This is a genomic window from Achromobacter marplatensis (assembly GCF_049060505.1).
Taxonomy (GTDB): domain Bacteria; phylum Pseudomonadota; class Gammaproteobacteria; order Burkholderiales; family Burkholderiaceae_B; genus Achromobacter; species Achromobacter marplatensis_A.
This window is the reverse complement of record NZ_JBMGRB010000006.1, coordinates 52,306-76,692: the sequence shown is the minus strand read 5'-3', so window position 1 is coordinate 76,692 and position 24,387 is coordinate 52,306. Positions and strand designations below refer to the sequence as shown.

General features: G+C 65.5%; 24 protein-coding genes. 7 read left to right on the top strand and 17 right to left on the bottom strand.

The features are described from left to right. Positions 1 to 12 precede the first annotated feature (12 nt). The gene (locus ACI0FO_RS16415) at positions 13 to 1,707 is read left to right on the top strand and encodes a nicotinate phosphoribosyltransferase (protein ID WP_416028242.1); all 1,695 of its coding nucleotides are present in this window, start codon (positions 13 to 15) and stop codon (positions 1,705 to 1,707) included. 232 nt (positions 1,708 to 1,939) lie between these two features. Here ACI0FO_RS16415 and ACI0FO_RS16410 read toward each other — a convergent pair whose 3' ends face one another. The 5 genes from ACI0FO_RS16410 to cyoA all read right to left on the bottom strand — a co-directional run bounded on the left by ACI0FO_RS16410 (position 1,940) and on the right by cyoA (position 6,900). Continuing rightward, a complete protein-coding gene (locus ACI0FO_RS16410) occupies positions 1,940 to 2,719 on the bottom strand; it encodes an SURF1 family protein (RefSeq protein WP_416028241.1) in 780 nt (259 codons plus the stop codon). Continuing rightward, positions 2,719 to 3,141 carry a cytochrome o ubiquinol oxidase subunit IV gene (cyoD, locus tag ACI0FO_RS16405; protein WP_416028239.1) on the bottom strand — a complete coding sequence of 141 codons (423 nt, stop codon included), beginning with the start codon at positions 3,139 to 3,141 and terminating at the stop codon, positions 2,719 to 2,721. The genes ACI0FO_RS16410 and cyoD overlap by 1 nt, the downstream gene beginning before the upstream one ends. Further along, the gene (gene cyoC / locus ACI0FO_RS16400; protein WP_416028237.1) at positions 3,138 to 3,779 is read right to left on the bottom strand and encodes a cytochrome o ubiquinol oxidase subunit III; all 642 of its coding nucleotides are present in this window, start codon (positions 3,777 to 3,779) and stop codon (positions 3,138 to 3,140) included. The genes cyoD and cyoC overlap by 4 nt, the downstream gene beginning before the upstream one ends. Next, positions 3,772 to 5,775 (bottom strand): cytochrome o ubiquinol oxidase subunit I, encoded by a 2,004-nt coding sequence (cyoB, locus tag ACI0FO_RS16395; RefSeq protein WP_416028236.1) that lies wholly within the window; start codon positions 5,773 to 5,775, stop codon positions 3,772 to 3,774. The genes cyoC and cyoB overlap by 8 nt, the downstream gene beginning before the upstream one ends. Positions 5,776 to 5,856: 81 nt before the next feature. Continuing rightward, complete coding sequence (cyoA, locus tag ACI0FO_RS16390) at positions 5,857 to 6,900, bottom strand: ubiquinol oxidase subunit II (RefSeq protein WP_416028234.1); 1,044 nt, start codon at positions 6,898 to 6,900, stop codon at positions 5,857 to 5,859. A gap of 132 nt (positions 6,901 to 7,032) precedes the next feature. Between cyoA and ACI0FO_RS16385 the strand changes: the two genes are divergently transcribed. Continuing rightward, complete coding sequence (locus ACI0FO_RS16385) at positions 7,033 to 8,367, top strand: MFS transporter (protein WP_416028688.1); 1,335 nt, start codon at positions 7,033 to 7,035, stop codon at positions 8,365 to 8,367. A gap of 35 nt (positions 8,368 to 8,402) precedes the next feature. On the opposite strand, the gene ACI0FO_RS16380 is transcribed toward ACI0FO_RS16385, so the two are convergent. Genes ACI0FO_RS16380 through ACI0FO_RS16370 form a run of 3 tightly spaced genes read right to left on the bottom strand, consistent with a single transcriptional unit; the run spans position 8,403 to position 11,413 of the window. After that, on the bottom strand, positions 8,403 to 9,446 hold the full coding sequence (locus ACI0FO_RS16380) for a histone deacetylase family protein (RefSeq protein ID WP_416028232.1): 1,044 nt from the start codon (positions 9,444 to 9,446) through the stop codon (positions 8,403 to 8,405). Positions 9,447 to 9,496: 50 nt separating this feature from the next. Further along, entirely contained in the window at positions 9,497 to 10,099 is a 603-nt protein-coding gene (locus ACI0FO_RS16375) for a YdcF family protein (protein WP_416028231.1), read from the bottom strand. 30 nt (positions 10,100 to 10,129) lie between these two features. Further along, positions 10,130 to 11,413: an XAC2610-related protein gene (locus ACI0FO_RS16370; protein WP_416028229.1), complete on the bottom strand. Its 1,284-nt coding sequence runs from the start codon at positions 11,411 to 11,413 to the stop codon at positions 10,130 to 10,132. Positions 11,414 to 11,577: 164 nt separating this feature from the next. Between ACI0FO_RS16370 and ACI0FO_RS16365 the strand changes: the two genes are divergently transcribed. After that, the gene (locus tag ACI0FO_RS16365) at positions 11,578 to 11,979 is read left to right on the top strand and encodes a hypothetical protein (RefSeq protein ID WP_416028227.1); all 402 of its coding nucleotides are present in this window, start codon (positions 11,578 to 11,580) and stop codon (positions 11,977 to 11,979) included. On the opposite strand, the gene ACI0FO_RS16360 is transcribed toward ACI0FO_RS16365, so the two are convergent. The 3 genes from ACI0FO_RS16360 to ACI0FO_RS16350 form a co-directional block, all read right to left on the bottom strand. Next, entirely contained in the window at positions 11,980 to 12,597 is a 618-nt protein-coding gene (locus tag ACI0FO_RS16360) for a hypothetical protein (protein WP_416028225.1), read from the bottom strand. Between the two features lie 51 nt (positions 12,598 to 12,648). Beyond that, positions 12,649 to 13,050, bottom strand: coding sequence for a hypothetical protein (locus ACI0FO_RS16355; RefSeq protein WP_416028223.1), 402 nt, complete (start codon positions 13,048 to 13,050; stop codon positions 12,649 to 12,651). An 81-nt stretch (positions 13,051 to 13,131) separates the two neighbouring features. Beyond that, positions 13,132 to 14,025: a LysR family transcriptional regulator gene (locus tag ACI0FO_RS16350; RefSeq protein WP_416028221.1), complete on the bottom strand. Its 894-nt coding sequence runs from the start codon at positions 14,023 to 14,025 to the stop codon at positions 13,132 to 13,134. 105 nt (positions 14,026 to 14,130) lie between these two features. Here ACI0FO_RS16350 and ACI0FO_RS16345 point away from each other — a divergent pair, with 105 nt between their 5' ends. Both ACI0FO_RS16345 and tam read left to right on the top strand, forming a co-directional pair. Beyond that, the gene (locus ACI0FO_RS16345; RefSeq protein WP_105556313.1) at positions 14,131 to 15,117 is read left to right on the top strand and encodes a TerC family protein; all 987 of its coding nucleotides are present in this window, start codon (positions 14,131 to 14,133) and stop codon (positions 15,115 to 15,117) included. Positions 15,118 to 15,293: 176 nt separating this feature from the next. Next, entirely contained in the window at positions 15,294 to 16,073 is a 780-nt protein-coding gene (tam, locus tag ACI0FO_RS16340; RefSeq protein ID WP_416028219.1) for a trans-aconitate 2-methyltransferase, read from the top strand. Positions 16,074 to 16,090: 17 nt separating this feature from the next. On the opposite strand, the gene ACI0FO_RS16335 is transcribed toward tam, so the two are convergent. From ACI0FO_RS16335 to ACI0FO_RS16325, 3 genes are read right to left on the bottom strand one after another with little or no spacing between them, the layout of a single operon-like run. Further along, on the bottom strand, positions 16,091 to 17,518 hold the full coding sequence (locus tag ACI0FO_RS16335; RefSeq protein ID WP_416028217.1) for an efflux transporter outer membrane subunit: 1,428 nt from the start codon (positions 17,516 to 17,518) through the stop codon (positions 16,091 to 16,093). Beyond that, on the bottom strand, positions 17,515 to 18,570 hold the full coding sequence (locus ACI0FO_RS16330; protein WP_416028216.1) for an HlyD family secretion protein: 1,056 nt from the start codon (positions 18,568 to 18,570) through the stop codon (positions 17,515 to 17,517). The genes ACI0FO_RS16335 and ACI0FO_RS16330 overlap by 4 nt, the downstream gene beginning before the upstream one ends. 13 nt (positions 18,571 to 18,583) lie before the next feature. Then, a complete protein-coding gene (locus ACI0FO_RS16325; RefSeq protein ID WP_416028214.1) occupies positions 18,584 to 20,080 on the bottom strand; it encodes an MFS transporter in 1,497 nt (498 codons plus the stop codon). Positions 20,081 to 20,302: 222 nt separating this feature from the next. On the opposite strand from ACI0FO_RS16325, the gene ACI0FO_RS16320 reads away from it, so the two are divergent. Further along, complete coding sequence (locus ACI0FO_RS16320) at positions 20,303 to 20,695, top strand: DUF4148 domain-containing protein (protein ID WP_416028212.1); 393 nt, start codon at positions 20,303 to 20,305, stop codon at positions 20,693 to 20,695. Here the strand turns inward: ACI0FO_RS16320 and ACI0FO_RS16315 are convergent. Continuing rightward, positions 20,659 to 21,459 (bottom strand): AraC family transcriptional regulator, encoded by an 801-nt coding sequence (locus ACI0FO_RS16315; RefSeq protein ID WP_416028210.1) that lies wholly within the window; start codon positions 21,457 to 21,459, stop codon positions 20,659 to 20,661. The genes ACI0FO_RS16320 and ACI0FO_RS16315 overlap by 37 nt on opposite strands. Positions 21,460 to 21,566: 107 nt before the next feature. On the opposite strand from ACI0FO_RS16315, the gene ACI0FO_RS16310 reads away from it, so the two are divergent. Continuing rightward, positions 21,567 to 22,799, top strand: coding sequence for an MFS transporter (locus ACI0FO_RS16310; protein ID WP_416028208.1), 1,233 nt, complete (start codon positions 21,567 to 21,569; stop codon positions 22,797 to 22,799). A 15-nt stretch (positions 22,800 to 22,814) separates the two neighbouring features. Here the strand turns inward: ACI0FO_RS16310 and ACI0FO_RS16305 are convergent, their stop codons facing one another. Both ACI0FO_RS16305 and ACI0FO_RS16300 read right to left on the bottom strand, forming a co-directional pair. Beyond that, positions 22,815 to 23,144, bottom strand: a complete 330-nt coding sequence (locus ACI0FO_RS16305; protein WP_416028206.1) for a protealysin inhibitor emfourin — start codon at positions 23,142 to 23,144, stop codon at positions 22,815 to 22,817. Continuing rightward, a complete protein-coding gene (locus ACI0FO_RS16300; RefSeq protein ID WP_416028204.1) occupies positions 23,141 to 24,205 on the bottom strand; it encodes a M4 family metallopeptidase in 1,065 nt (354 codons plus the stop codon). The genes ACI0FO_RS16305 and ACI0FO_RS16300 overlap by 4 nt, the downstream gene beginning before the upstream one ends. Positions 24,206 to 24,387: the final 182 nt, after the last annotated feature.

Here is a 24,387-nt window from a genome sequence, read left to right as displayed (position 1 = left end):
GGAAACCGAGCCATGAATACCCGCGACGACCTGACCCTCAAGAACGGCATTAACCCCTTCCTGCAAGCCGACTTCTACAAGACGGGCCACCCCTTCCAGTATCCCAAGGGCACCAACAAGATCTTGGCCAACTTCACGCCGCGCTCGGCCCGGCTGGCGCCGGTGTTGCCCGAGCTGTTCGACGGCAAGATCGTCTGGTTCGGCCTGCAAGGCTTCATCAAGGAAATCCTGATCGACCTGTTCGACCGCGAATTCTTCGGCAAGCCGGCTGGCGTGGCCGTGCGCCAGTACCAGCGCCGGGTGGATAACGCGCTGGGCAAGGGCGCGGTTACCGTCGACCACTTGCAGGCGCTGTATGAGCTGGGCTATCTGCCGTTGGAGATCCGTTCGGTGCCCGAGGGCGCGCGCGTGGATATCCGCGTGCCGCCCGTGACGTTCATCAACACGCATCCGGCATTCGCGTGGCTGGTGACCTATATCGAGACGTTGTTCAGCTGCGAGTCCTGGAAGGCGTCCACCGTCGCGACCATCGCGTTCGAATACCGGAAGCTGCTGACGTACTTCGCGCGCCTGACGGGCAGCCCGATGGACTTCGTGAACTGGCAGGGGCACGACTTTTCGATGCGTGGCATGGCGGGCCTGCACGACGCCCGCAAGTGCGGCGCGGGACACTTGCTGTCGTTCACCGGCACCGACACGATCCCGGCCATTGACTACCTGGAGGACTTGTATGGCGCCGATTCCGACCGTGAACTGATCGGCGGTTCGGTGCCGGCGACCGAACACTCGGTGATGTGCCTGGGCAGCAAAGAGGGCGAAATCGCGACCATCCGCCGCCTGGTCACGCAGGTCTACCCGGGGGGTATCGTGTCGGTGGTGTCGGACACGTGGGACTTCTGGCAGGTGGTGACGGACTTTGCCGCCGCCTTGAAGCCGGAAATTCTGGCACGCCAGCCCGACCCGTTCGGCAACGCCAAGGTCGTGTTCCGCCCCGATTCGGGCGACCCCGTGAAGATTCTGACCGGCTACTTCTGCACGGACGTGGCCAGCGTGGAAGACGCCGCGGCATTGGCGGCCGCGGCCCGCGACGGCTTCGAGGCGGTGCGCGACGTGGCGACCGGCGCCTTCTGGCTGCTGGACGACAATGCGCGCGCAAGCCAGGCGCTGCGCGAAGCGGAAGTGAAAGGCGCGGTGCAGTGCCTGTGGGACATCTTCGGCGGCGCGGTGACGGACCGCGGCTACAAGCTGCTGGACTCGCACGTGGGGTTGATCTATGGCGATTCCATCACGCTGGCCCGCGGCCGCGACATTCTGGTCAGGCTGGAAAAGAAGGGCTTCGCCTCGGGTAACGTCGTGCTTGGAATTGGGTCCTACACCTACCAATACCTGACGCGCGACACGTTCGGGTGGGCGTTGAAGGCAACGTATGCCGAAGTCGACGGCGAACCCCAGGAACTGGTGAAGGATCCGGTCACGGATTCCGGCGTCAAGCGTTCGGCCAAGGGCCTGCTGCGGGTCGATGAAACGGCGACGGGGTACGTGCTGCACGACCAGCAGACCCCCGAGCAAGCCGAGGGCGGCGCGCTGGTGCCGGTGTTCCGCGATGGCAGCTTGCTGGTGGAGCAAAGCCTGGCCCAGATCCGGGAACGGCTGCAAGGATCGTGGGTGTGCCCGGCGCCGGGGAGCATTGATTGGGCGGGGCGCTGAGCGCTTGGTGAGGGGGGGGGGGCGGGGTGACGGTCGCTTGATGGGTTTCGTGCGGCAGGCACCTGCGTGCTGGGGCCAGCCGGCGGGCACTCCACCCATCCTACGAACGGACAACGCTTCCAGCCAATCCAATCGTCAACCGTAGGATGGGTGGAGCGCGGCAAATCCGGGAAAAGAATGGAGTGGCCTGCCGCGCGTACCCCATCGTGGCGGCATGGGCCGAGGAGGGGCCTCAGGCCTTGCCGCGCGCCTTTTTCTCTTCGCGCACGAAGATCACCACGCCCACCACGATCATCAGCGCCAGCGCATACCAGGTGATGGCGTAGACCAGGTGGTTGTTCGGGAACGTCAGCACCGTCAAGCCGCCGACGGGCGCTTTGGCGGGATCCCGGCTGGGGCTGGATGCCGCGTCGGCATCGATGAAGTACGGGGCCACGTCCGTCAAGCCGCGCGCCGTGGCGATGCCAGGCAGGTCGCGCGAATACCAAAGGTTGGCCGCCGGATCGTTGTTGCGCAGGAAACCGCTGGCGGGTTCGCCCATGCGCAGCAGGCCGGTGACGCTGCCCGCTGCGGGCGGCTGCGTGGTATTGGCCGCGTTCTTGCGCCATTCCGGCAACACAAAACCACGGTTGACCAGCACGGTGCCGCCGTCGGCCAATTGCAGCGGCGTCATGACCCAGTAGCCGCTGCCCAGTTCAGTGGCGGCTTGCACCAGCGTCTGCCGGTCGTACTGGTACGTGCCGGAAGCGGCCACGTGGCGGTATTCGGCATTGTTGAAGGACAGGGCGCGCCAGTCGCGTTTGCCCGGTGCTGGCGTGGTGGGCGCGTGGGCGCGCTGATTGACTTGCGCGATCAGGTCGCGCTTCCAGGCCAGCCGATGCACCTGCCAGGTGCCCAGGGCGCACAGGCCCACGAACAATGCGACAGCAACCACCCCCAGGATGACCAGGGTGGTTTTGCTGCGCGGATTACGGGGGGTGTCGCCGGTATGAGTGTCTTTTACTGCTGCCATCAGGGCATATTCCGCATGTCGTGTGTGGACATGGGCATCATATTGGAGTTCAAGTGATACATGATCCAGATTGACCCGCTGAGCGTGATTACGACCAGCACCAGCGTGAATATTAACGCCAACATGTTCCACCCGCTTTCGGACTTGGTGTCCAGGTGCAGGAAGTACACGATGTGGACCACGATCTGCACGACGGCAAACGCCAGGATCACCAGCGCGGTCGTGCGGGAACTGGCGAACACGCGATCCATCACCAGCCAGAATGGGATGGCGGTCAGGATGCCCGCCAGGACAAAGCCCGTGAAGTAGCTCTTAAGCGTGCCGTGTCCCGCGCCGTCGTCATCGTCGTGGTGATCGTGGCCGCCGCCGTGGCCGTGGCTGCCGTGCCCACGATCAACCAGGTTATCCATGTGCGAGCTCATGGCAGCACTCCCATCAGATAGACGAAGGTGAACACGCCCACCCAGATCAGGTCCAGGAAGTGCCAGAACATCGACAGGCACATCAGGCGGCGCCGGTTTTCAGGGATCAGGCCGTGCATCTGCACCTGGATCATCATCGTCACCAGCCAGACGATGCCGAACGTGACGTGCAGCCCGTGCGTGCCGACCAGCGTGAAGAACGACGACAGGAAGGCGCTGCGCTGAGGGCCCGCGCCCTGGTGGATCAGGTGCGCGAATTCGTAGAGTTCCAGCGACAGGAAGCCCAAACCGAGGATGCCGGTGACCGCCAGCCACAACTGCGTGGCGCCGACGCGGTTGCGCCGCATCTCCAGCATCGCAAAGCCATAGGTGATGGACGACAGCAGCAGCAGGGACGTGTTCACCGCCACCAGCGGCAAGTCGAACAGGTCGGCGCCGGAGGGGCCCGCCGCGTAGCTGCGGCCCAGCACGCCATACGTTGCGAACAGGCAGGCGAAGATGAGGCAGTCGCTCATCAGGTACACCCAGAACCCCAGCAGGGTGCCGTTCTTGGGATGATGTTCGCCCGCGACGTAGAACACGGGCTCCGGGGGCGGCGCCGTGCCGCCGGGCAGGGTGGGGGCCAGGGTATCAGACATTTTTCGCAAGCAACCTTGTCCGGGCGGCTTCTTCGCGCACGACCTCGTCGGCCGGCACGTAGTAGTCGCGCTTGTAGTTGAAGGTATGAATGATGGACACCAGGATCAACGCCACGAACGACAGCACGGCCAGTGGCCACATGTGCCAGATCAGCGCAAAGCCCATTACCACGCTGATCGCCGCCAGCACCACGCCGGCCCAGGTGTTCTTCGGCATGTGGATGGGGATGAAGCCCTGCTGCGGCCGTTGATAGCCGTGCTGCTTCATTTGCCACCAGGCGTCCAGGTCATGCACGCGCGGCGTGAATGCGAAGTTGTAGTTGGGCGGGGGCGACGACGTGGACCATTCCAGCGTGCGGCCGTCCCAGGGGTCGCCGGTGTCGTCGCGCAACTGGTCGCGCCGGCGGTAGCTGACGACCAGCTGGATGATGAAGCTGGCGATGCCGCAGGCGATCAGCAACGCGCCGAAGGCCGCTACCTGGAACCAGATTTGCAGCGACATGTCTTCGAAGTGGTTCACGCGACGCGTCACGCCCATCAACCCCAGCACGTACAACGGCATGAACGCCACGTAAAAGCCCACCAGCCAGAACCAGAACGAGCACTTGCCCCAGAACGGGTCAAGCTTGTAGCCGAACGCCTTGGGAAACCAGTACGTGATGCCCGCCATCAACCCGAACAGCACGCCGCCGATGATGACGTTGTGGAAGTGCGCAATCAGGAACAGGCTGTTGTGCAGCGCGAAGTCGGCGGGGGGCACGGCCAGCAGCACGCCCGTCATGCCGCCGATCACGAACGTGACCATGAAGCCCAGCGTCCACAGCATCGGGACCTCGAAGCGGATGCGGCCACGGTACATGGTGAACAGCCAGTTGAAGATCTTCGCGCCGGTCGGGATCGAGATGATCATGGTGGTGATCCCGAAGAATGAGTTCACGCTGGCGCCCGACCCCATGGTGAAGAAGTGGTGCAGCCAGACCAGGTACGACAGCACCGTGATCACGACGGTGGCGTACACCATGGACGCATAGCCGAACAGGCGCTTGCGGCAGAAGGTGGCCACTACTTCCGAGAAGATGCCGAAGGCGGGCAGGATCAGGATGTAGACCTCGGGGTGGCCCCAGATCCAGATCAGGTTCACGTACATCATGGCGTTGCCGCCGAAGTCCGCCGTGAAGAAGTTGGTGCCGACGTAGCGGTCCATGGACAGCAGGGCCAGCACGGCGGTCAGCACGGGGAAGGCCGCCACGATCAGCACGTTGGTGCACAGCGCCGTCCAGGTGAAGATGGGCATGCGCATCATGGTCATGCCGGGCGCGCGCATCTTGACGATGGTGACCAGCAGGTTGACGCCGGATAGCAGGGTTCCCACCCCCGCTATCTGCAACGCCCAGATGTAGTAGTCCACCCCGACGTCAGGGCTCTGCATGATGCCTGACAAGGGTGGGTAGGCCAGCCAGCCCGTGCGCGCGAATTCGCCGACGAACAGCGACATCATCACCAGCACGACGCCGCCCGTTGTCATCCAGAAACTGAAGTTGTTCAGGAAGGGGAACGCCACGTCGCGCGCGCCGATCTGCAGCGGCACGATGTAGTTCATCAGCCCCGTGACCAACGGCATGGCCACGAAGAAAATCATGATCACGCCGTGCGCGGTGAAGATCTGGTCATAGTGGTGCGGAGGCAGATAACCCGCCGAATCGCCGAAGGCCACCGCCTGTTGCAAGCGCATCATGATGGCGTCGGCGAAGCCACGCAGCAGCATCACGATGCCCAGAATCACATACATGATCCCGATTTTCTTGTGGTCGATGCTGGTGAACCACTCGTGCCACAGGTAGCCCCATTTCTTGTAGTACGTAATGGAGCCCACCACGACGATGCCGCCTACCGCCACCATGAAGAAGGTGGCAAGCAGGATGGGTTCGTGAAAAGGGATGGCGTCCCAGGTCAGTCGACCGAAGATCAGCTTGATGAGGTCAGGTTGATCAGGCATCTTTATTCCAGCGTAAAGACCACGATTTCATGAAGCCCCTGCATTAGCCGGCCCGCGTCGCGACGGACGCGCGGCAAGCCGCTACAGCACGAGCCCTTCGGTGGACGTGCACATGGCGCCTACGTACTTGCGTGGCGGCGTGCCGGCCAGGCCCAGGCGTTCGCGCGTTTCCGGATCCAGCGTAGTGATGTTGAGTGCGCCCGGGATGCCCATGCCGCCCTGCGAGTCGATGGCCATCGCGTCTTTCATGCACATGCGGTTGCCTTCGACGCAGCGGTTCACGATGGCGTCGAACAGGCCCGGCGCGACCGTGGCGTAGCGCTGGACCGGGTTGCGTTCGCTGGGCTGTTCAAGTTTCAGGTAGACGTCGCGGCTGAGCTTGTCGGGGGAGGAGCGGGCGTCGGCTACCCACTTGTCGAAGCCCTGCTGGTCCAGGCCGTGGAACTTGAAGCGCATGCCCGAGAAGCCCGATCCGCTGTAGTTGGCGGACAGGCCTTCGTATTCGCCGGGATGGTTGATCACCGCGTGCAGCGTTGTCTGCATGCCGGGCATGGCGTAGATCTGGCCCGCCAGCGCGGGCACGAAGAAGGAGTTCATCACGGTCGATGACGTGATCTTGAACTGGATGGGGCGGTCGACCGGCGCGGCCATTTCATTGACCGTGGCGATGCCTTGCTCGGGGTAGAGGAAGAGCCATTTCCAGTCCAGCGCCACCACTTCGACAACAAGCGGCTTGGTGCCCGCCGGGACCTCGCGGCCTTCGGACAGGCGCGCAAGCGGACGGTAGGGATCCAGTTGATGGGTGCTGACCCAGGTCAGGGCGCCAAGCGCGATGATGATCAGCAGGGGCGCTGCCCAGATCAGAAGCTCCAGCATGGTGGAGTGGTTCCATTCCGGGTCGTAGTGGGCGTCTTTGTTGCTGGCCCGATAGCGCCACGCGAACAGGAAGGTCAGGAAGATCACCGGCACGATGATCAGCAGCATCAAGCCGGTGGAGATGATGATCAGATTACGCTGTTGAAGTGCCACATCGCCTGATGGCGACAGCAGCACCGCATTGCATCCGGCGAGCAATGGCAGGGCGGCAATCAGGATCAATCCGCGGAGCCTTGTGAAGGACGGCATAGCCATACCTCGAAACGTAACCGTGGGAGGTAAACGCAACACTACGCTGGAAGCCGCGAAAAATCTAGGGTAAAAAGAACAAAAGTGTGCAAGGCAGTGGCGTATTTCGGACCTCCTACAGTGAGCAAACCCATGTCGACCACCACGCAATATCCCGGTCATGCCCCCGCTGTTCCCGGCCCGGGGCCAACGGCCGGTGGGGCCAGCCACGCCAAGGTGGCTCCGGGTGAAATCGCTGTCGGCGTGGTGGTGGGACGCGCCTCTGAATACTTCGATTTCTTCGTATTCGGCATCGCCTGCGTGCTGGTTTTTCCGAAGGTATTTTTCCCCTTCGAACCGCAGCTGGAAGGCACGCTCTGGGCCTTCGTCATCTTCTCCTTCGCGTTCATCATGCGGCCCATCGGCACGGCCTTGTCGATGGCAATTCAGCGGCGTTGGGGCCGCGCCACAAAATTGACGGTCGCGCTGTTCGTGCTGGGAACGGCCACGGTGGGCATGGCGTTCCTGCCCAGCTACAACACGCTTGGCGCGCACGCCATCACGTTGCTGGCGGTGTTCCGGTGTCTGCAAGGGCTGGCGTTCGGCGGATCGTGGGATGGGCTGCCGTCGCTGCTGGCGCTGAATGCGCCGCCCAATCGCCGCGGCTGGTATTCGATGATGGGCCAGTTGGGCGCGCCGGTCGGCTTCATGGTGGCCAGCGCGCTGTTCCTGTACCTGCACGTCACGCTGACGCAGGCTGACTTTCTTGAGTGGGGCTGGCGCTATCCCTTCTTCGTGGCGTTCGCCATCAACGTGGTGGCGCTGTTCGCGCGGTTGCGGCTGGTCGTCACCGAGGAATACACGCAGTTGCTGGAAGAGGGCGAACTTGAACCCATCAGCATCGCCGAGATGGTGCGCTCGCAAGGCTATAACCTGTTCATCGGCGCTTTCGCGGCCTTGGCCAGCTACGCGCTGTTCCACTTGGTCACGGTGTTCCCGCTGTCGTGGATCGCCGTCAGCGCCACGCAACAGATCACGGATGTGCTGATCGTGCAGATCATCGGTGCCGTGATCGGCATCCTGGGGACGGTGGCATCGGGGTGGCTTGCCGACCGCATCGGCCGGCGCACCACGCTGGGCTTGCTGGCCGTGCTGATCGCCGTATTCGCGTTGTTCGCGCCCTGGCTGTTGGGCGGCGGGCCGATGGGCCAGGACGCGTTCATCCTGGTGGGCTTCGCGCTGCTGGGCTTGTCGTATGGCCAGGCGTCGGGCACCGTCACCGCCAACTTCACGCGCCGCTTCCGCTACACGGGCGCGGCGCTCACGTCCGACATGGCGTGGTTGGTCGGCGCGGCGTTCGCGCCGCTGGTCGCGTTGGGATTGTCGGCGCGATTCGGGTTGGTGGCCGTCAGCGTCTATCTGCTTTCGGGCGCGGCATGCACCTTGCTGGCGCTGCGCATCAACAAGGTGCTGGAAACGCGCGACTGATCAAGGGCCGCAGTGGGCCGTAGGGCATTGCCGCGTCAGCGGCCGTAGCCTTCCAGCACGTTCGCCACGTTGATCCCCACGTCCGCCACGGCATAGCCGCCTTCCATCGTGAATACCGCCGGCAGGCCCAGGCTGGCCAGCTTGCGGCCCACTTCAAGATAGTCAACGCTTTTCAGCTTGAACTTGGAGATGGGATCGCCTTCGTAAGTATCCACGCCCAGCGCGATGACGACGGCGTCGGCGTTGAACGCCTGAATGGCGGACAGGCCCTGTTGCAGCGCTTGCGTCCAGGTGGCGAAATCGGTGCCGGCGGGTAGCGGCACGTTCAGGTTGGCGCCCAGGCCCGCGCCTTCGCCGCGCTCGTCGGCATAGCCCAGGAAGAAGGGGTATTCGGTAGTCGGGTCGCCATGGATCGACACCGTCAGCACGTCGCCGCGGTCGTAGAAGATGCTTTGCGTGCCGTTGCCGTGGTGATAGTCGACGTCAAGAATCGCCACGCGTGCGGCGCCCGCATCGCGCAGCGCTTGCGCTGCCAGCGCGGCGTTGTTCAGGAAGCAGTAGCCGCCGAAGAAGTCGGCGCCGGCATGGTGGCCGGGCGGCCGCGTCAATGCCATGGCGGCGCGTGGGCCGCCGGGCGTAGTGACGGCGCGCGCGGCGTCGATGGCGCAGGCCGCGCCGGCGGTGGCCGCTTCCCAGGTGCCGGCCGTGAGCGGGCAACCGCTATCGAACGAGAACAGGCCGACGCGCGCGGCGAAATTGGTGGGCTCGATATCGTGGCGGAAGCCGCGCACCGGCCAGACCGAGGGCAGGATGTCGATGTCTGCGTTGGCCGGGTCCAGCGACACCCAGTCTTGCCAGGCGCTGGCCAGGAAGTCCACGTAGCGCGGCGTGTGCACGCGCTTGATCAGGTCCAGATCAGGCGACGACGGAGCCAGCAGATTGCCGATACCGCGTTGGCGCAACGCGTCCAGCACGTATTCCAGGCGCGCTGGCGTTTCGTGGCAGGGCACCAGCTTGCCGCGGAACATTTCCTGGCGGCCTGCATGCTTGTCATGGACGGGGTTGTGGAAGATCTGCACGGCGTCGAGTCCTTGAAGGATTCAGAAAATGGAAGGCGGCAAAAACGCCACTATAGCGGCCGGAATACATACCACGCTACGGCCGGAAGCTCGCGGAAAACGGAGTACAGGTCGCGCCATTCAAAGAAGCGAGGATAGCCGCCGCTGACATCCGCCACGCCGTGCCGGCGCAACGCGAGCACGGTGCGTGGCACATGGAAGTACTGCGTGACGGCCAGCGCGCTGACGTAGCCGTGATCACGCATGTAGTCGCTGGCATGACGAGCGGTCGCCCAGGAATTCACGCCTGCGCTGTCGGTCACGATGCGGTCGGCGGGCACGCCGCGCGCCCGCAGATAGTCGCGCATCACGGCGGCCTCGTCGGCGCCGGCGGGGTCCACGCCGCCGCTGACGAACAGGATGCGGCATTGCGATGCGGCAAAGCAGTCATAGGCGCGATCCAGGCGGGCGGCAAGACGGGGCGCGGGTTGGCCATCCGCTTTTACGGTGTTTCCCAGCACGATGGCGACGTCGGCGGGGCGGGCGGTGGCCAGCAACCCGGTTGCCGTCAGCGCGGCGGCAGCCAGCAGCAGGACGCCCAGCGGCAAGGCGAGCAGCAGAAAGGCCGCGCGCCGCAGCGGACGGTATGGAACAGGGCGGGTGGCAGGCGGCACGAGGATTGTCGTCGTCGAAAAAAAAACGGCTTACCGCGGCGCCGGCGACCGTTTTGGCAGGGGGTAGTCGAACCCGATTTCGTTCGAGACGATGGGCTGGGAAAGATTGCCCGGATCGGTCAACACGACGGCTGCGCGGTATTTGCCGGGCGCAAGCGCTGGCAGGAACGGCACATTGCTGTAGCCGTTGTCGTTCACCAGATAGGCCGGCTTGCCGTCTTCGCCGGGCGCCCAGACGATCGGGTCGCGAGCAAAGCCCAGCGGGTTGGCGGGGTGCAGGGTGTCGCCCTCGCGTTGGTAGAGGGGGTGCACAATGCGGTCGCCTTGCGCGTTGGTCAGCAACAGCCAGATGCGCGGCGCATTGAGGGAGGCGGGCGCGTCGCCCGTGTTGGCCACGCTGACCATGAACAGGCCGCCGTCTTCGCCGTTCCAATCGGCCAGCGTGTCGGCCAGGTCCAGCGTCAGGCCGGCTTGCGGTGACGGCACCGCCAACCGATGCTTGTCCACGCGTAGATCGCCGTAGCGCACCCATTTCAGTACGTCGCCCGCCGTCTTGCCGGGGGCGCGGACTTGCAGCCAGTCCGGCGGGCGCAGCGCCACGACGTCCAGGTGTTCATTTTCGGCCACGGTCATCGTGGGCCGCGCGTTGACGTCGGGCGAGTCGTAGAGATCCAGCTTGCTGACCGGCACGGTGCCGCCTTCCAGCGGTGACCCTTCGCCCTCGATCTCGATGCGCGCGATGGCGCCGTCTTCGCGGAAGCGGTAGGTCACTTCGGCGGCCTGGCTTTCCAGACCGAACAGCGCCTGCGTGCCCCACGACGTGGCGCGCGCCGTGCCATCGGGACGCAGTACATATTCTTCGAAACCATTGCTGGCGGCGCCATAGCGGCAAGCCACGCGAATAACAGGCTGCTTGTCGTCGATCTCGGGGTTGACGAAGCCCCGGCAGGGGCTGGTCTGGTCGGGATGCGCAATTTCCTGGAAGGCGCCGCTATCGGGCCGGTACAGGAACAGGCGGGCGAAGATCTGCGTGCTTCCGCCGCTTTGCCCCAGTATCAGATCACGGTAGCCGTCGTGGTCGATGTCGACGGAACCCATCTGGTCGACGGTCTCGTCGAACGTGCCCAATGGCTGCGCGGGGCCGTTGCCCACGCGCACGGTCGCGCGTGGTTCGTCGTCGCCGCTGATCGTAACCACGGCGGGCAGGCCGGCCTTGATGGCGTAGGAGAAGTCGCGCGGGGCGGGTTGCGCCTGCGTGCCTTGACCTGATGTCGCCAGCGCGGCCAGGGCGGCCGCAAGCAGAATCCGTTTCAACCGCCTCTCCCCGCTTCGAATTGAGTGGGGCAATATACCGCAGCCAATCGCGGGAAAACGAGCAGTGCCGCGACTCGTGCCGCCCGGCTTCCTGGGTAGAATTGACGGTCTGGCGTTGTCCTCGCCTTTCGAGGCTGCGTCGAGCCTTTGCGCGTCAGTCCGCCATGAACCTTCCGTTTCCCATCCGCCAAGAATGTCCGCCGGGCGCCTGCGTGTGCGACCGCGACAGGCTGCTGGCCGATCCGGCCGCGGACGTCCGCATCCTGCGCTTGACGAAAGAAGAAGAAAAACGGCTGGTGGCGCGGCTGGAAAATATCGTCAGCCTGGACGATTTGCGCGCCATGCAGGGGCGCATCCAGGCGCAGCTGGGCATCGTGATCCGTATCACGCCCAGCGATAACGAAGTGCGCACGTCGCGGGGTATTTCGATTCAGCTGGACGAGGCGCCTGGCCTGTGCCGCAAGACGCGCACGTCGCTCCCCGCCGCGATACGCCGGGGTTTCGACAATAAGCCCGAGATCGTCTATGCGTTGCTGAACGAGCGCGATCTGCTTAGCGGCACCTGATCAGGATGCCTTGCCGGCTTCGCGGCAAGGGGCCAGGGGCACAACGGCGGACGGCGTGCGGCCGGCTTCGGGCCGGGTAGCGGGCTTCTTGCCGCTGCGCACGGGATAAGACAACAGGACGGCGCTGCCGGCATTCAGCTTGGGGGCCGTCGCCGAGCCATACGCCACCGTCCAGCCGCGCACGGCCAGCGGCGCCAGGGTGTACTGCAAGGCGGAGCCCGGCGATACGTGCGCGACTTTGCCCGCAAACAGTTCTTCCTGCGCCGTTTCCACGCCGTCGACGGCGGTATAGGTCACGATGCTGTCCAGCGCGGCCGATTCTTCATGGCGCGCCAGGATGGCGGTCTTGTACTTGCCGGGGGGAATGTCCGCCAGACTGACGGTCAAATGGTCCGTTGCCTGGCCGGCGGCGTCCAGCCGGACGCCCGTGACGTCGACGCGGGTCAGCGGGGCGGAGCCGGTGTTGCGCACGCGCACGCTGTATTGGCCCGACGTGCCCGTGACCGTGCAGACTTCCACGCCCGAGGGGGTGGGCGCGGCGTGCACGGGCGCCATGGCGCCTGCGGATAGCAGGGTCGCCAAAGACAAGGTCAGGGCAGGGGCAGATCGGGTGGGCACGGCACGCTCCTTGAGGGAGGCAGCGTGCCGGGTGGCGCGTTGCCAGCCTTATTACACCACTTGGCGTCCCGGAGCCTCGGCGGCCTGCTGGCGTTTGCCCGCCAGCCAGTTCAAGATCAGCGCCACGACCAGCAGGCAGGCGATGATAAAGCCCCACACAATCCAGCCCAGCACCGAAATCAGCGTGCCCAGGCTGCCGGCCACGGGCAGGATCTGGTTCAGGCCCTGGGCGGCCCATACCAGGCCGCCTTGCAGCGACTGCAGCCAGGCCGGGTCAACCCACCCGGCGGCCCAGGCGGGTGCGACCCATTGCGAGGTGTCCAGCGCGGTGCCGGGCACCTGTGCCGTGGCGATCGTTGCCAGGACCCAGTCTGTCAGTTGCAAGGTCAGCGCTACCAGCCCGGTCCAGAGTGCGGCAAGCACGGCAAAAGCGAGCCAGATGAATTTTTTCATTGCAGTGGTACTCCGATTTCAAAGAACCGACAGGATAGAACCGATTCTATTTCTGAAAAACCAGCACTAATGTGACAAACATTAAGAAAAAACCGAAGTTTTGGCATGCGCCAGCACGGTTTGCACCAGGGGGTGGTGCTGGCCGCGGCGGTTGCGGATCGCATGGATCTCTTCTTGTACATCGTCGCACCGGGCCAGGGGGCGCAAGCCGCGCAGCAGCCCGATGTCGTCGCCGCCCAGCCGGCTGAGCGGAAATACGCCCAGCCCGCGGGCGGCAAACACCGACATCAACGCGCTGTCTTCGAATTCGCCCACCACGTTGGGAAACACTCCTTGCTCGCTGAACCAGCGGTCCAGGGTCTGGCGCAGCACGGAGTGCCCCGTCGGCAGCAGCACGGGCAGGCGCTCCAGGCAGCGGGGAAAGTCCAGCGTGTCGGACTTGCGCACCAGCCGGGCGGGGCCGTACCAGTCCACGGGCGAAGAGACGAGCCGGTCGCTGGTCAGCCGCAGGTTGGGGTTAGCGGGCGCGCCCTGGCCCGCCAGCACCAGGTCCAGGTGGTGCTGGGCCAATTCGCCCAGCAGTTCTTCGACTTCGCCCTCGTGGCAGGTCAGGCGCAGGTCCGGGGTATCCAGCACGGGGCCAAGCAGGGCGTGGGCGGCCAGCTTGGAGATCCCGTCGGACAAGCCCACGGACAGCCGGATGACGGGCTTGGTGGCGGCGGCGCGCACTTCCTGCGGCAGCACGTGGCCGATCTGGAAAATCTCTTCGGCCCGGGCGAACGCCGCCTTGCCGGCGTCGGTCAGCGTCACGCCGCGGCCGGCCGGTTTCAGCAACTGGTGGCCCAGGTTTTTCTCCAGTTCGCGCACTTGGGCGCTGATGGTCTGGATGGCCATGTCCAGCCGTTCGGCGGCGCGGGAAAAGCCGCCTTCCTTGGCGACCATCCAGAAATAGTACAGATGACGGTAGTTCAGCATGTCTGGCTCACTTCGGTTTTTTCGAACCTTAACTCACTTTCAAGCTGATTTCTCCGTCTGGGCAAGATCCGGATCATGGGCACCTTCGAACACAGCGGGGCACTCATGGACACTTTGATCACCTTCTTCATGGCCGATTTTCTAGGGACACCGACCTGGAGTTGGCTGCTATTCATCGGTATCGTCGTCAGCTTGCTGGTCTTCGACTTGGGCGTGCTGCACAAGGAAGACCGCGAGATCGGCGTGCGTGAGAGTCTGCTGCTGTCCGCGGGCTACATCAGCGCGGCGCTGTTGTTCGGCGCCTGGGTGTGGTGGCAGTTGGGCGCCGCCAGCGGCATGGCCTACTACACGGGCTTCATGATCGAAAAGTCGCTGTCGATGGACAACGTCTTCGTGATCGCGCTGATTTTCAGTTTCTTCGCGATTCCGCGCCAATACCAGCATCGCGTGCTGTTCTGGGGCATCCTGGGCGTGATCGTGCTGCGTGCCATCATGATCGGACTGGGCGCCGCGCTGGTCAGTAACTTCGGCTGGCTGCTGTACCTGTTCGGCGCGTTCCTGGTGTTCACGGGCATCAAGATGTGGATGATCGCTGATCAGACGCCCGACATCGCTACCAATCCGATTCTGAAGTTCCTGAAGCGCCACATGCGTGTCACGGAAGGCCTGCGCGGCAACGCGTTCATGGTGACCGAGACGGATCCGGCCACGTCGAAAAAGGTGCGTTTCGCGACGCCGCTGCTGTTGGCCCTGGTGCTGATCGAATTCGTGGACCTGGTGTTCGCGGTGGACTCGGTGCCGGCGATCTTCGCCATCACGACCGACCCGTTCATCGTCTACACCAGCAACATCTTCGCCATCCTGGGCCTGCGTGCGCTGTACTTTGCCCTGGCGGCGATGATCCACCGCTTCCATTACTTGAAGTATGCGTTGGCGCTGGTCCTGGTGTTCATCGGCACGAAGATCTTCCTGGTCGGTTTCATCGGCAAGGTGCCGGCGGCGATTTCGCTGGGCGTGACTTTCAGCCTGATCCTCGGCGGCGTGCTGTTCTCGCTGTGGAAAACCCGGTCGGCTGAATTGAAGACGCAGTAATTGAAGACGCAGCTATTGCATCGACGCAGTGGAGAACCCGCCGGCTGGCCCCGGCGGGTTTTTTTCCGCCTTATTCATATTCAGTAAATATGAATTCGTCCCTGTTTCCATATTTGAAATATGGCTACGCCAGGCGTAGAGTCCGGCCGTATACCGTCGTCCGGCAAGGAGCCGTCATGAGCAACAACAGTTGGTCCGCCAAGCAGTATTCCGCCTTCGAAAACGAGCGCACGCGGCCGGTGCGCGATCTGGTGGCCGCCTTGCCCAACCCGTCCGTCGGGCTGGCCGTGGATCTGGGGTGCGGCCCCGGCAACTCCACGGAGGTGCTGGCCAGCCGCTATCCCGATGCGAAGATCACCGGCATGGACAGTTCGGAAGACATGGTCCAGGCCGCCCGCAAGCGCCTGCCCACGTTGGAGTTCGAACTGGCGGACATCGCCACCTGGAATCCGCCGCAGCAATTCGACGTGATCCTGGCGAACGCGGCGCTGCAATGGGTGCCCGACCACGCGACGCTGTACCCGCGCCTGGTCGGCAAGCTGGCCCCGGGCGGCATCCTGGCGGTGCAGACGCCCGACAACATGGAAGAACCCGCTCACCGCCTGGCCCGCCAGGTGGCCGGCGAAGCGCCGTGGGCCGCCAAGACGGGCGGCGTCAAGCACCCGCCGCGCCACAGCGCCGCCTGGTACTACGAACTGCTAAAGCCGCACTGCGGCGTGCTGGACGTGTGGCGCACGACTTATCACCACCCGCTGGCGGGCGCCGCCGCCGTGGTGGAATGGTTCAAGGGCACGGCGTTGCGCCCATATCTGGATAAGCTGGACGCCGCCGAGCAGGCCGGGTTCCTGGCGCGTTACCAGGCGCTGATCGCCGAGGCTTATCCGGCGCTTGCCGACGGCACCGTGCTGCTGCCGTTTCCGCGCCTGTTCATCGTGGCAGGGCCAAAACAGGCATGAGCGCGGCGCGCCGGGCCCTATTGCCAGCCGCCGCCCAACGACCGGTACAGGTCCACCAGCGCCAACGACACCGCGGCCTGCGTGGACACCCGAGCCTGGTCGCTGGTCAACACGGCGTTTTGCGCGCTGAGCACATTGACGAAGTCGGACGCGCCGGCCGCGTACTGGCGCTGCGCGTTGACCAGGGCACGGCGCGCGCTGGCCGACGCGCGTTCCAGGCTGGCGTGCGCAAACTGTTGGGACTGATAGGCGGTCATCGCGTTATCGACCTCGTGCCACGCGGCCAGCACGGTTTTCTGGAATAGCAGGGCGGCTTCCTGCGCTTGCGACTCGCGCAGGCGCAGCCGGCCCCGCAGGCGACCGCCCTCGAACAGCGGAATGCGCAACGCCGGGCCCACGCCGAAGATTCCGGCGTTATCCGTGTCCAGGTCCCGCAGCTGCAGGGCCTGCAGCCCAAGGTTGCCCGACAGCGTGATGCGCGGATAGAAGTCGCCTTCGGCCACGCCAATCGCGGCCACCGCCGCATGCAGCGTGGCCTGCGCGCGGCGGATGTCGGGCCGGCGTTCGGCGAGTTCACTGGGCATGCCTACCGGCACCCGCACGGGACCGCCCGGAATCGGCGCGACCGCCGCCAGCCGTTCGTGCAGCGCGTGGGGCGGTTGGTCCAGCAACAGCGCCAGCGCGTTCATCAACTGATCGACCCGCAGGGTTAGCGAAGGGACCGCCGCTTCGATGGCGGCCGCCTGCGCATCGGCCTGCGACACGTCCAGCTCCGTGGCGACGCCTTCGCGCTGGCGCAGGCGGGTCAATGCCAGGTTGCGGTTGGCGTTGTCCAACGTCTTGTTCAATACCGCCAACTGGTTTTGCGCCCCGCGCAGCAGGATGTAGTTGCGCGCCGTTTCCGCGCGGATCGACAAGACGACGCCGCGTTGCGCTTCCAGGGCCGCTTGCGACTGCGCGTCGGATTGTTCGACTTCGCGCCGGACTCGGCCCCACAGGTCCAGCTCCCAGCTGGCATCCACGCTGGTTTGCCACAGGTTGAAGGACGAGCGGCCGTTGCGGCCCGATGGATCGGCCAAGCCGGCCTCGCTGTTCTGGCCGCGTTGGTAGCTGGCGCCGGCGCCCGCACGGGGCAGGGCGCCCGCTTCCGTGATGCCCAGCGCGGCCCGGCTTTGCCGCAGGTGCTCGTAGGCGATGCGTATGTCTACATTGGCTGCGCCGGCTTCGGCGATCAATGCGGTCAGGGTCGGGTCGCCGAAACTGTCCCACCACGATGCGTTCAAGGCGTCTTGGACGGGCGCGCTGGGCGCCGGCGTGGCGGTGGACGCGCGCCATTGCGCGGGTAATTGCGCTTGTGGCGCGACGAACTCGGGCCCGACCGCGCAACCGCCCAAGCCCAACAGCGTGATAAGCAGCAGCGCGCGCGATGGGAGGCGGCGTTTCATTGCACGGCCTCCTGCAACGTTGCGACGGTGTCGACAACGGCTTCCACCGACATGCCGGCACGCAGCCGTGGCGTGGTGTCCGGCAGGGCGTCCAGCACGATCTTGACTGGCAGGCGCTGCGCCACCTTGGTGAAATTGCCGGTGGCATTGCTGGGCGCAACGGGAGAGAAACTCAACCCCGTGCCGGGCGCGATGCTCTGCACCCGACCGTGCAGCGGCGTGCCGGGGTAGGCGTCGACGGTAATCGTCGCGGTCTGGCCCGGCCGCATGTGGGTCAATTGCCGTTCGCGGAAGTTCGCCACCACATAGGCCTGCTGCAAAGGCACGACCGCAAGGATCGCCGTGCCAGGGCTGACATAGGCGCCTACGCGCACCGCGCGGCGGCCGATCGTGCCATCGATGGGCGAGGTGATCTGCGTGTACGACAGGTTCAGGTCGGCGCGGTCTGTCAAGGCTTGGGCGCGTTGCAAACCGGCCCGCGCGGCATCGCGCTGCGCCAACAGTACGTCTTGCTGCTTGCGCGCGGCCTGCAGCGTGGCCAGGTGTTCGGCCTGCCGCGCCTGCGCCGTCTCCAGCCGGCTCTTGGCCTGTTCGAACACCTGTTGCGTGCCTGCGCCTTCACTGGCCAGGCGACGATGGCGCTGGAGTTCGCTCTCGGCGAAGCGGATGTCTGCCAGATCGGCGCGGGTGACGGCGTGGGCCTGGTCGATCACGGCCTGCTGGCGTTCCAGCGTGGCGGAGGCGTTGGACAGTTGCGCGGCGGCAACGGCCAGGTCGGCGCGGGCGGCGGCCAACGCCGCCTGATAATCGCGGTCGTCGATGCGGGCCAGCAACTGGCCTTGCTTGACGTCCTGGTTATCGTCCACCAGCACGGCTTCGATGAAGCCGGAGACCTGCGGCGCGACGATGGTGTGGTCGGCGGTGATGGTGGCGTCGTCCGTGGACTCGGTGGAGGTCGACGCGGACCACGACCATCCGCCGTAGGCGAGCAGGCCCAGTGCGGCGAACGCCGCGGTGCGGGGAAGCAAAGTGCGAAATGAAGGTGTTGTCATAAGGGACTCGATGTCAGGTTGCGGCGCGAGGCGGGTAGATCCGGGTCGCGACAAAGGGAATCAGAAGAATCAGCAGCACGGCCACGGCGGCCATGCACAGATAGAGATCGGCGGAGGTCATGACGGCGGCCTGCTCCTGCACGCGCCGGGACAGCCCGGCCACGCTTTCGCCGCCGATGCTCAAGGGGAAGTTGCCCAACTGGTCAGCCAGCTGGCTGGCGTGCGTGTTGCGGCGCCAGGTCGTCAGCGCGTCCAGCAGGCCGGTCGCGGCCACGGCGGCAAACCCCTTGATGGTGTTGAACCATGCGGACGCATACGGGCCGTCCTGGGGCGCGAGGCCGCCGGTGGCCAGCATCAGCAAGGGGATGACGGCCATGGGTTGCGCGAAGATCTGCACGGCCTCCAGCAGATAGAACTGCTCGCGCGACCAGACGGGCGTCAGTTGGGAGCCCAACACGCAGGAGGCGGCCAACAGCGACAGGCCGGCGGCCAGCACCCAGCGGCAATCGACCTGCCGCAGATTGCACAGCGCGGCGACCAGCGGCAGCGCGACCAGTTGCGGCAGGCCCATCGTCAACAGCACGGGCGCGGTTTCCAGCGGCCGATAGCCGCGCAGTTGCGCGAGGAAACTGGCAGGTATCAGAATCACGCCCAACAGCACGATCAGGACGCCGCCCAGGGTCAGCAGGGCATGGCTTAGATTGCGGTTGCGCAAAAGCTGGATCTTGAAGAACGGCAGTGGATGGGACCACTCGTTGACCATGAAGAGCACCATCAACACTCCGCCCGCGCCCAGCAGGCCGGCGATCAATGGCGAATTCAGCCAGTCCAGGCGGTCGCCTTGCAGCAGGCCGATGACCAGCATGGCCAGTGCCGGCGCGCCCAGCAGCAAGCCGCGCCAGTCGAACAGGCGAAACCGTTCCAGTTTGAGCGGGTCTTGCGGCAGGCCTTTCCAGACCGCGGCCATGGCCAGCAACGCGGGGCCGCAGACCAGCCAGAACGCCCAGCGCCAGCCCAGCACGTCGGTGCAGAAGGCGGCCAGCGGAATGCCAAGGCTGGGCGCGAACGTGGCCGTCAGCGCATAGCCGCCCAGGCCATACAGCTTGAGATTGGGCGGAAGAAAGCGCAGCGCCACGGTCATCAGCATTGGCGGCAAGGCACCGCCGGCCAGGCCTTGCAAGGCGCGCAGTAGCAGCAGCACGGGCAGGTTGGGGGCAAAGGGGCACAGCGCGCCGAACACCGTGAAGGCGCCAAGCGCCGCGACGGTGAACCGGCGTAGCGAAAACGTGACCGAGCACCATGGGGCGAAAGCCATGGCGCAGACCGAGGCGGCGGCATAGACCGCGACGAACCAGGTGCCCTGGTCGTAGCTGATGCCGAGCGCGCCGCGGATGTCGGGAAGCGCCATCTTGGTGACGTTCTCGTTGAGGCCGGCCAGGATGACGGCCAGCAGCACGCCGGATAGACCGGTCAGGATGCGCCGGCCAAAGGCCGATGAGGGAGACTGCATGGGAATAGCGCCTTGGAAGACAGGAGCCATTCAGTCTAGGGAGATGCGTCCTTGTGAAACACCGGGCGCGGCGCAACGCAGGCTTGCGCCGCGTGCAAGGCATGGCGCATGCCGGCGGAGCGGGGCTTGCATGCAGGACAACACTGGATTGCGCGACAGGGGATTTATCGCGGCGGGCGTTCGGACGACCATGGCGGCACTTGATCACCGCAAAGGAATTCCATGAACACATTTCACCTATCCACCCTTGCCCTGTGCCTGGCCTTCATGGGCGGCGCCGCGCACGCTGACGGCAAGACGCGCGAACAGGTGCGCGCCGAATTGATGGAAGCCAAGGCACAGGGCCTGGTCACGTATGGCGAACAGCAGTATCCCGTCGATGTGCCGGCCACTGAAACGAAGACCGCCCGCCAGGTTCGAGACGAACTGGCGGCCGCCCGCGCGGCAGGCCTGGTGACGTTCGGCGAACTGGACTATCCGCCCGACGTTGCCGCGTCCACGGGCAAAACGCGCGAGCAGGTTCAGGCCGAGCTGCGCGAAGCCCGCGCACGCGGGCTGATGACGTCGGGCGAGCTGGACTATCCGCCAGCCGCGTCAGATTTGTCCGCGAAGTAACGGGCGGGCGTCTTGCCCAGCGTTTTCTTGAACATCGTGATGAATGCGCTGACCGATTCGTAGCCCAGGTCTTCGGCGGTGCGTTGCACCGATACGCCCGCCGACAAGCGTTGCAGGGCCAGGATGATGTGTAGTTGCTGGCGCCAGCGTCCGAAGCTCATGCCGACTTCCTGTTGCACCAGGCGAGCCAGTGAGCGTTCGCTCATGGCGACGCGCTTGCCCCATTGCGCGACCGTGCTGCGGTCGGCCGGGTCCGCGTTCAGCGCGTCAACGATCTGGCGCAGGCGGGGGTGCTGGGAAATCGGCAGGTGCAGGTGTTCGGTCGGCATGTGCGTCAACTGTTCGACCAGCACGTCGGCCAGCTGGCGGTTGGCGGGCGTGGCGGCTTCGGCCGTGGGCAAGTGGGCCAGATGCACCAGCAATTCCCGCACCAGCGGCGTGACCGCGAGCGTGCAGCATTGGGCCGGCAACCCGGGGACACCGGCGGGAACGAATAGAAAACAGACGCGCCCGTTCGCCGTGACGCGATTACTGTGCGGCACGCCGCCTGGAATCCAGACGGCGCACTGAGGCGGGACCATCCATAGGCCTTGCGCCACCGAGCACGTCACGCCGCCGCGCAGCGCCAGCACCAATTGCCCCATGTGGTGGCAATGCGTGGGGGATTCGTTGTCTTGATCCTCCGCGTTCACCCGCATGGCGAACGTCCATTGCGCCGGGGAGTCGGTGTCGAAGGGCGGGGGCGGATGGGGGGGCAGGCGCATGGGCGGCGTAGGGAGGGCGACGGATGGGAAGCGGGGTTGGCGGAATTTAGGGATAGTTTGTCATTGTCTCGAAATTCGGTAAAGCGGCGGATGCGTAAGCTGATGGCATGACTCGAATTCCCGCTTCCTTTCGTCCCGGCGCCCGTCCGGTCTTGCTTATCGCAGGCATGCTTTGCATCGCCATGGCCTTGCGTGCGCCGGTAACCGGCGTGGCGCCGTTGATCGGCATGATCCGCGAACAGTTGGGCCTGTCGTCGACCGCGGCCGGCATGCTGATCACGTTGCCGTTGCTGGCATTCGCGGTGGTATCGCTGTTCGCGGCGGGGCTGGCGCGACGTTTCGGGCTGGAGCGCACGCTGTTCTGCGCGTTGCTGCTGATCACGTTCGGCATCGTTGCGCGCACCCAGGGCGGGGCCTGGGGGCTTTATGCGGGCACGGCCATCATCGGTTCGGGCATTGCGATCGGCAACGTGCTGCTGCCCAGTCTGGTCAAGCGCGACTTCCCGCAGCGCGTGGCGGGCCTAACGTCGGCCTATGTGCTGACCATGAGCGTTGCCGCCGGCGTGGCCTCGGCCATCGCCATCCCGCTGGCCAACCTGTCGACGGGCGGTTGGCGCTTTTCGACACTGTGCCTGCTGGCGCTACCCGTCGTCAGCCTGTTGCTTTGGCTACCGCAGTTGTCCCATCACACGGCGCCCGCGTCGACCACGACGCATGCGCCGCATGGCGGCCGCCTGTGGCGTTCGCCTTTGGCATGGCAGGTGACGCTCTACCTGGGCATCAATTCCTTCGTTTTCTATGTGGCGGTGAGCTGGCTGCCCGCCATCCTGCAAGACGCCGGCTATTCGGCCGAGCGTGCCGGATCGCTGCACGGGCTGCTGCAATTGATGTCGGCCGGCCCCGCCCTGTTCCTGGCGCCAGTGGTGCGCCGCTTGAAGGATCAGCGCGGCGCGGCGTTCTGCTCGGCGGCGTCATCGTTCGTCGCCCTGGCCGGTCTGATCGCGGTGCCGGCGTGGGCCACGCTGTGGATCGTGCTGCTGGGCCTGGGCACGGGCGGCGGCATCATTCTGGGGCTGGCGTTCGTGGGCTTGCGGGCCAGCCATGCGCAGCAGGCCGCGGCGTTGTCCGGCATGGCGCAGTGCGTGGGCTATCTGTTCGCGGCGACCGGGCCGGCCGTGGTGGGTGCGCTGCACGACAGGCTGAATAGTTGGAGCGTGGCGCTGGCTGCGTGCGCCGCGCTTTGCGTGGCGATGGCCGTCATCGGCCTGTATGCCGGCCGCGCCATGCAGATTGGCGGATTTCGCGAACATCCGGCGCACACCGCGGCCGCCACGCAATAACGGCTGCGCAGGGTTTCACTGCGGGTCGGCCTGGGCCTTCCACAAGCGGACCAGCGTGTCGGGCGCATCCGCTTCCGGCACGTCGAAACTGACGGCCGTCTGGTCATCCCGGTCCATCACCATTTCGATGTGAAAGTAGCGCTGGTCGCCGCCCGCTTGCCCGCATTCAGGCACGGCCTTCGGCGCGGCGCGTTGCAGGGCATCGCGCACGTCCTGGCGCACGCCGGGCGGGCAGGTCGACAAGTTGATGCTGCGGGGCTGCGACAGGGCAGGCAGGTACGCCAGCCCGCCTTCGCGGCTTACCCGCACCAGCAGTACCAGCTCTAGCGGAGGCAGATCGATCATGGCAGGATTCCCACGGCGGTCCACGCTTGCGCGATGGCTTGCTGTACGGCCGCGCCATGGCGTTCGCCCGCGACCGTCAGTGTCAGCGAGGCGAAGGCCTTGAAGTCCGCATCGTGACGCAGGCGCTTGTCGCACAAGGTGTCGTACCAGACTTGTCCCGCGCCTTTCCACGCCGGCCCGTCCAGCGCGGTGGCGGCCAGGAAGAAGGCGCGGTTGGGGATGCCGGAATTGATGTGCACGCCGCCGTTGTCGCGCGGCGTGTCGGCGTAATCGCGCATGTGCGCAGGCTGCGGGTCCTTGCCCAACAGCGGGTCGTCATAGGCGCTGCCGGGTTCCGCCATGGAGCGCAGCGCGCGGGCGTTGATCTTCTCGGTGAAGAGGCCGGCGCCCACCAGCCAGTCCGCCTGCCTGGCCGTCTGGCCCAACGCGTACTGCTTGACCAGCGCGCCGAAAACGTCGCACAGGGATTCGTTTAGCGCGCCGGGCTGGCCCTGGTAGAGCAGGCCGGCTTCGGTGTCGATCACGCCGTGCGTCAGTTCGTGGCCGATGATGTCCACCGCGATCGTGAAGCGGTTGAAGACTTCGCCGTCGCCGTCGCCGAACACCATCTGCGCGCCGTTCCAGAAAGCGTTGTCGTAGTCTTCGCCGTAATGCACGGTGCCGACCAGCGGCAGGCCGTGTCCGTCGATGGAGTGGCGTTTGTAGATGTCCCAGAACAGCTTGTAGGTGGCGCCCAGATGCGCGTAGGCTTCATCCACGGCGGGATCGCCGCTGGCGGGCCGGCCTTCGGCGCGCGCCAACGTGCCGGGCAGGGTCGTGGTGTTGTCGGCGTCATGCACCGCCCGTTGCGGTGTGCCGGGGGGCGCGGGGTTGCGTCCCGGCGCCAGCGTGGCGCGCGGCGGCTGCCCGGCCATTTCGCGTAAACCGCGCTGTTGCTGATCAATGATGAGCGTCTTGACGGCGGGCATGCTGACGCGGGCGTCGGTATGTTGCGCCAGGCGGTCCAGCACATAGGGCGGGATCACGCCAATCAGGGGAGCGGACTCGGAAGGACGTGGCATAGTCGGTCTCTGTCGTGGCTGCCGGGCCAGTGGTGGCGCGGTGCAGGCAGAACTACGGTAGCAGATGGCCTTGCCATGCGGACGTAACAGTGTGCGGCCTGATGCGAGCGCTGCCTACGCGACGGCGGCTCGACACGGAAGCGCCGGCCCGGTAAGGTTGCCCGCTTCTGAATCTGCTCTTC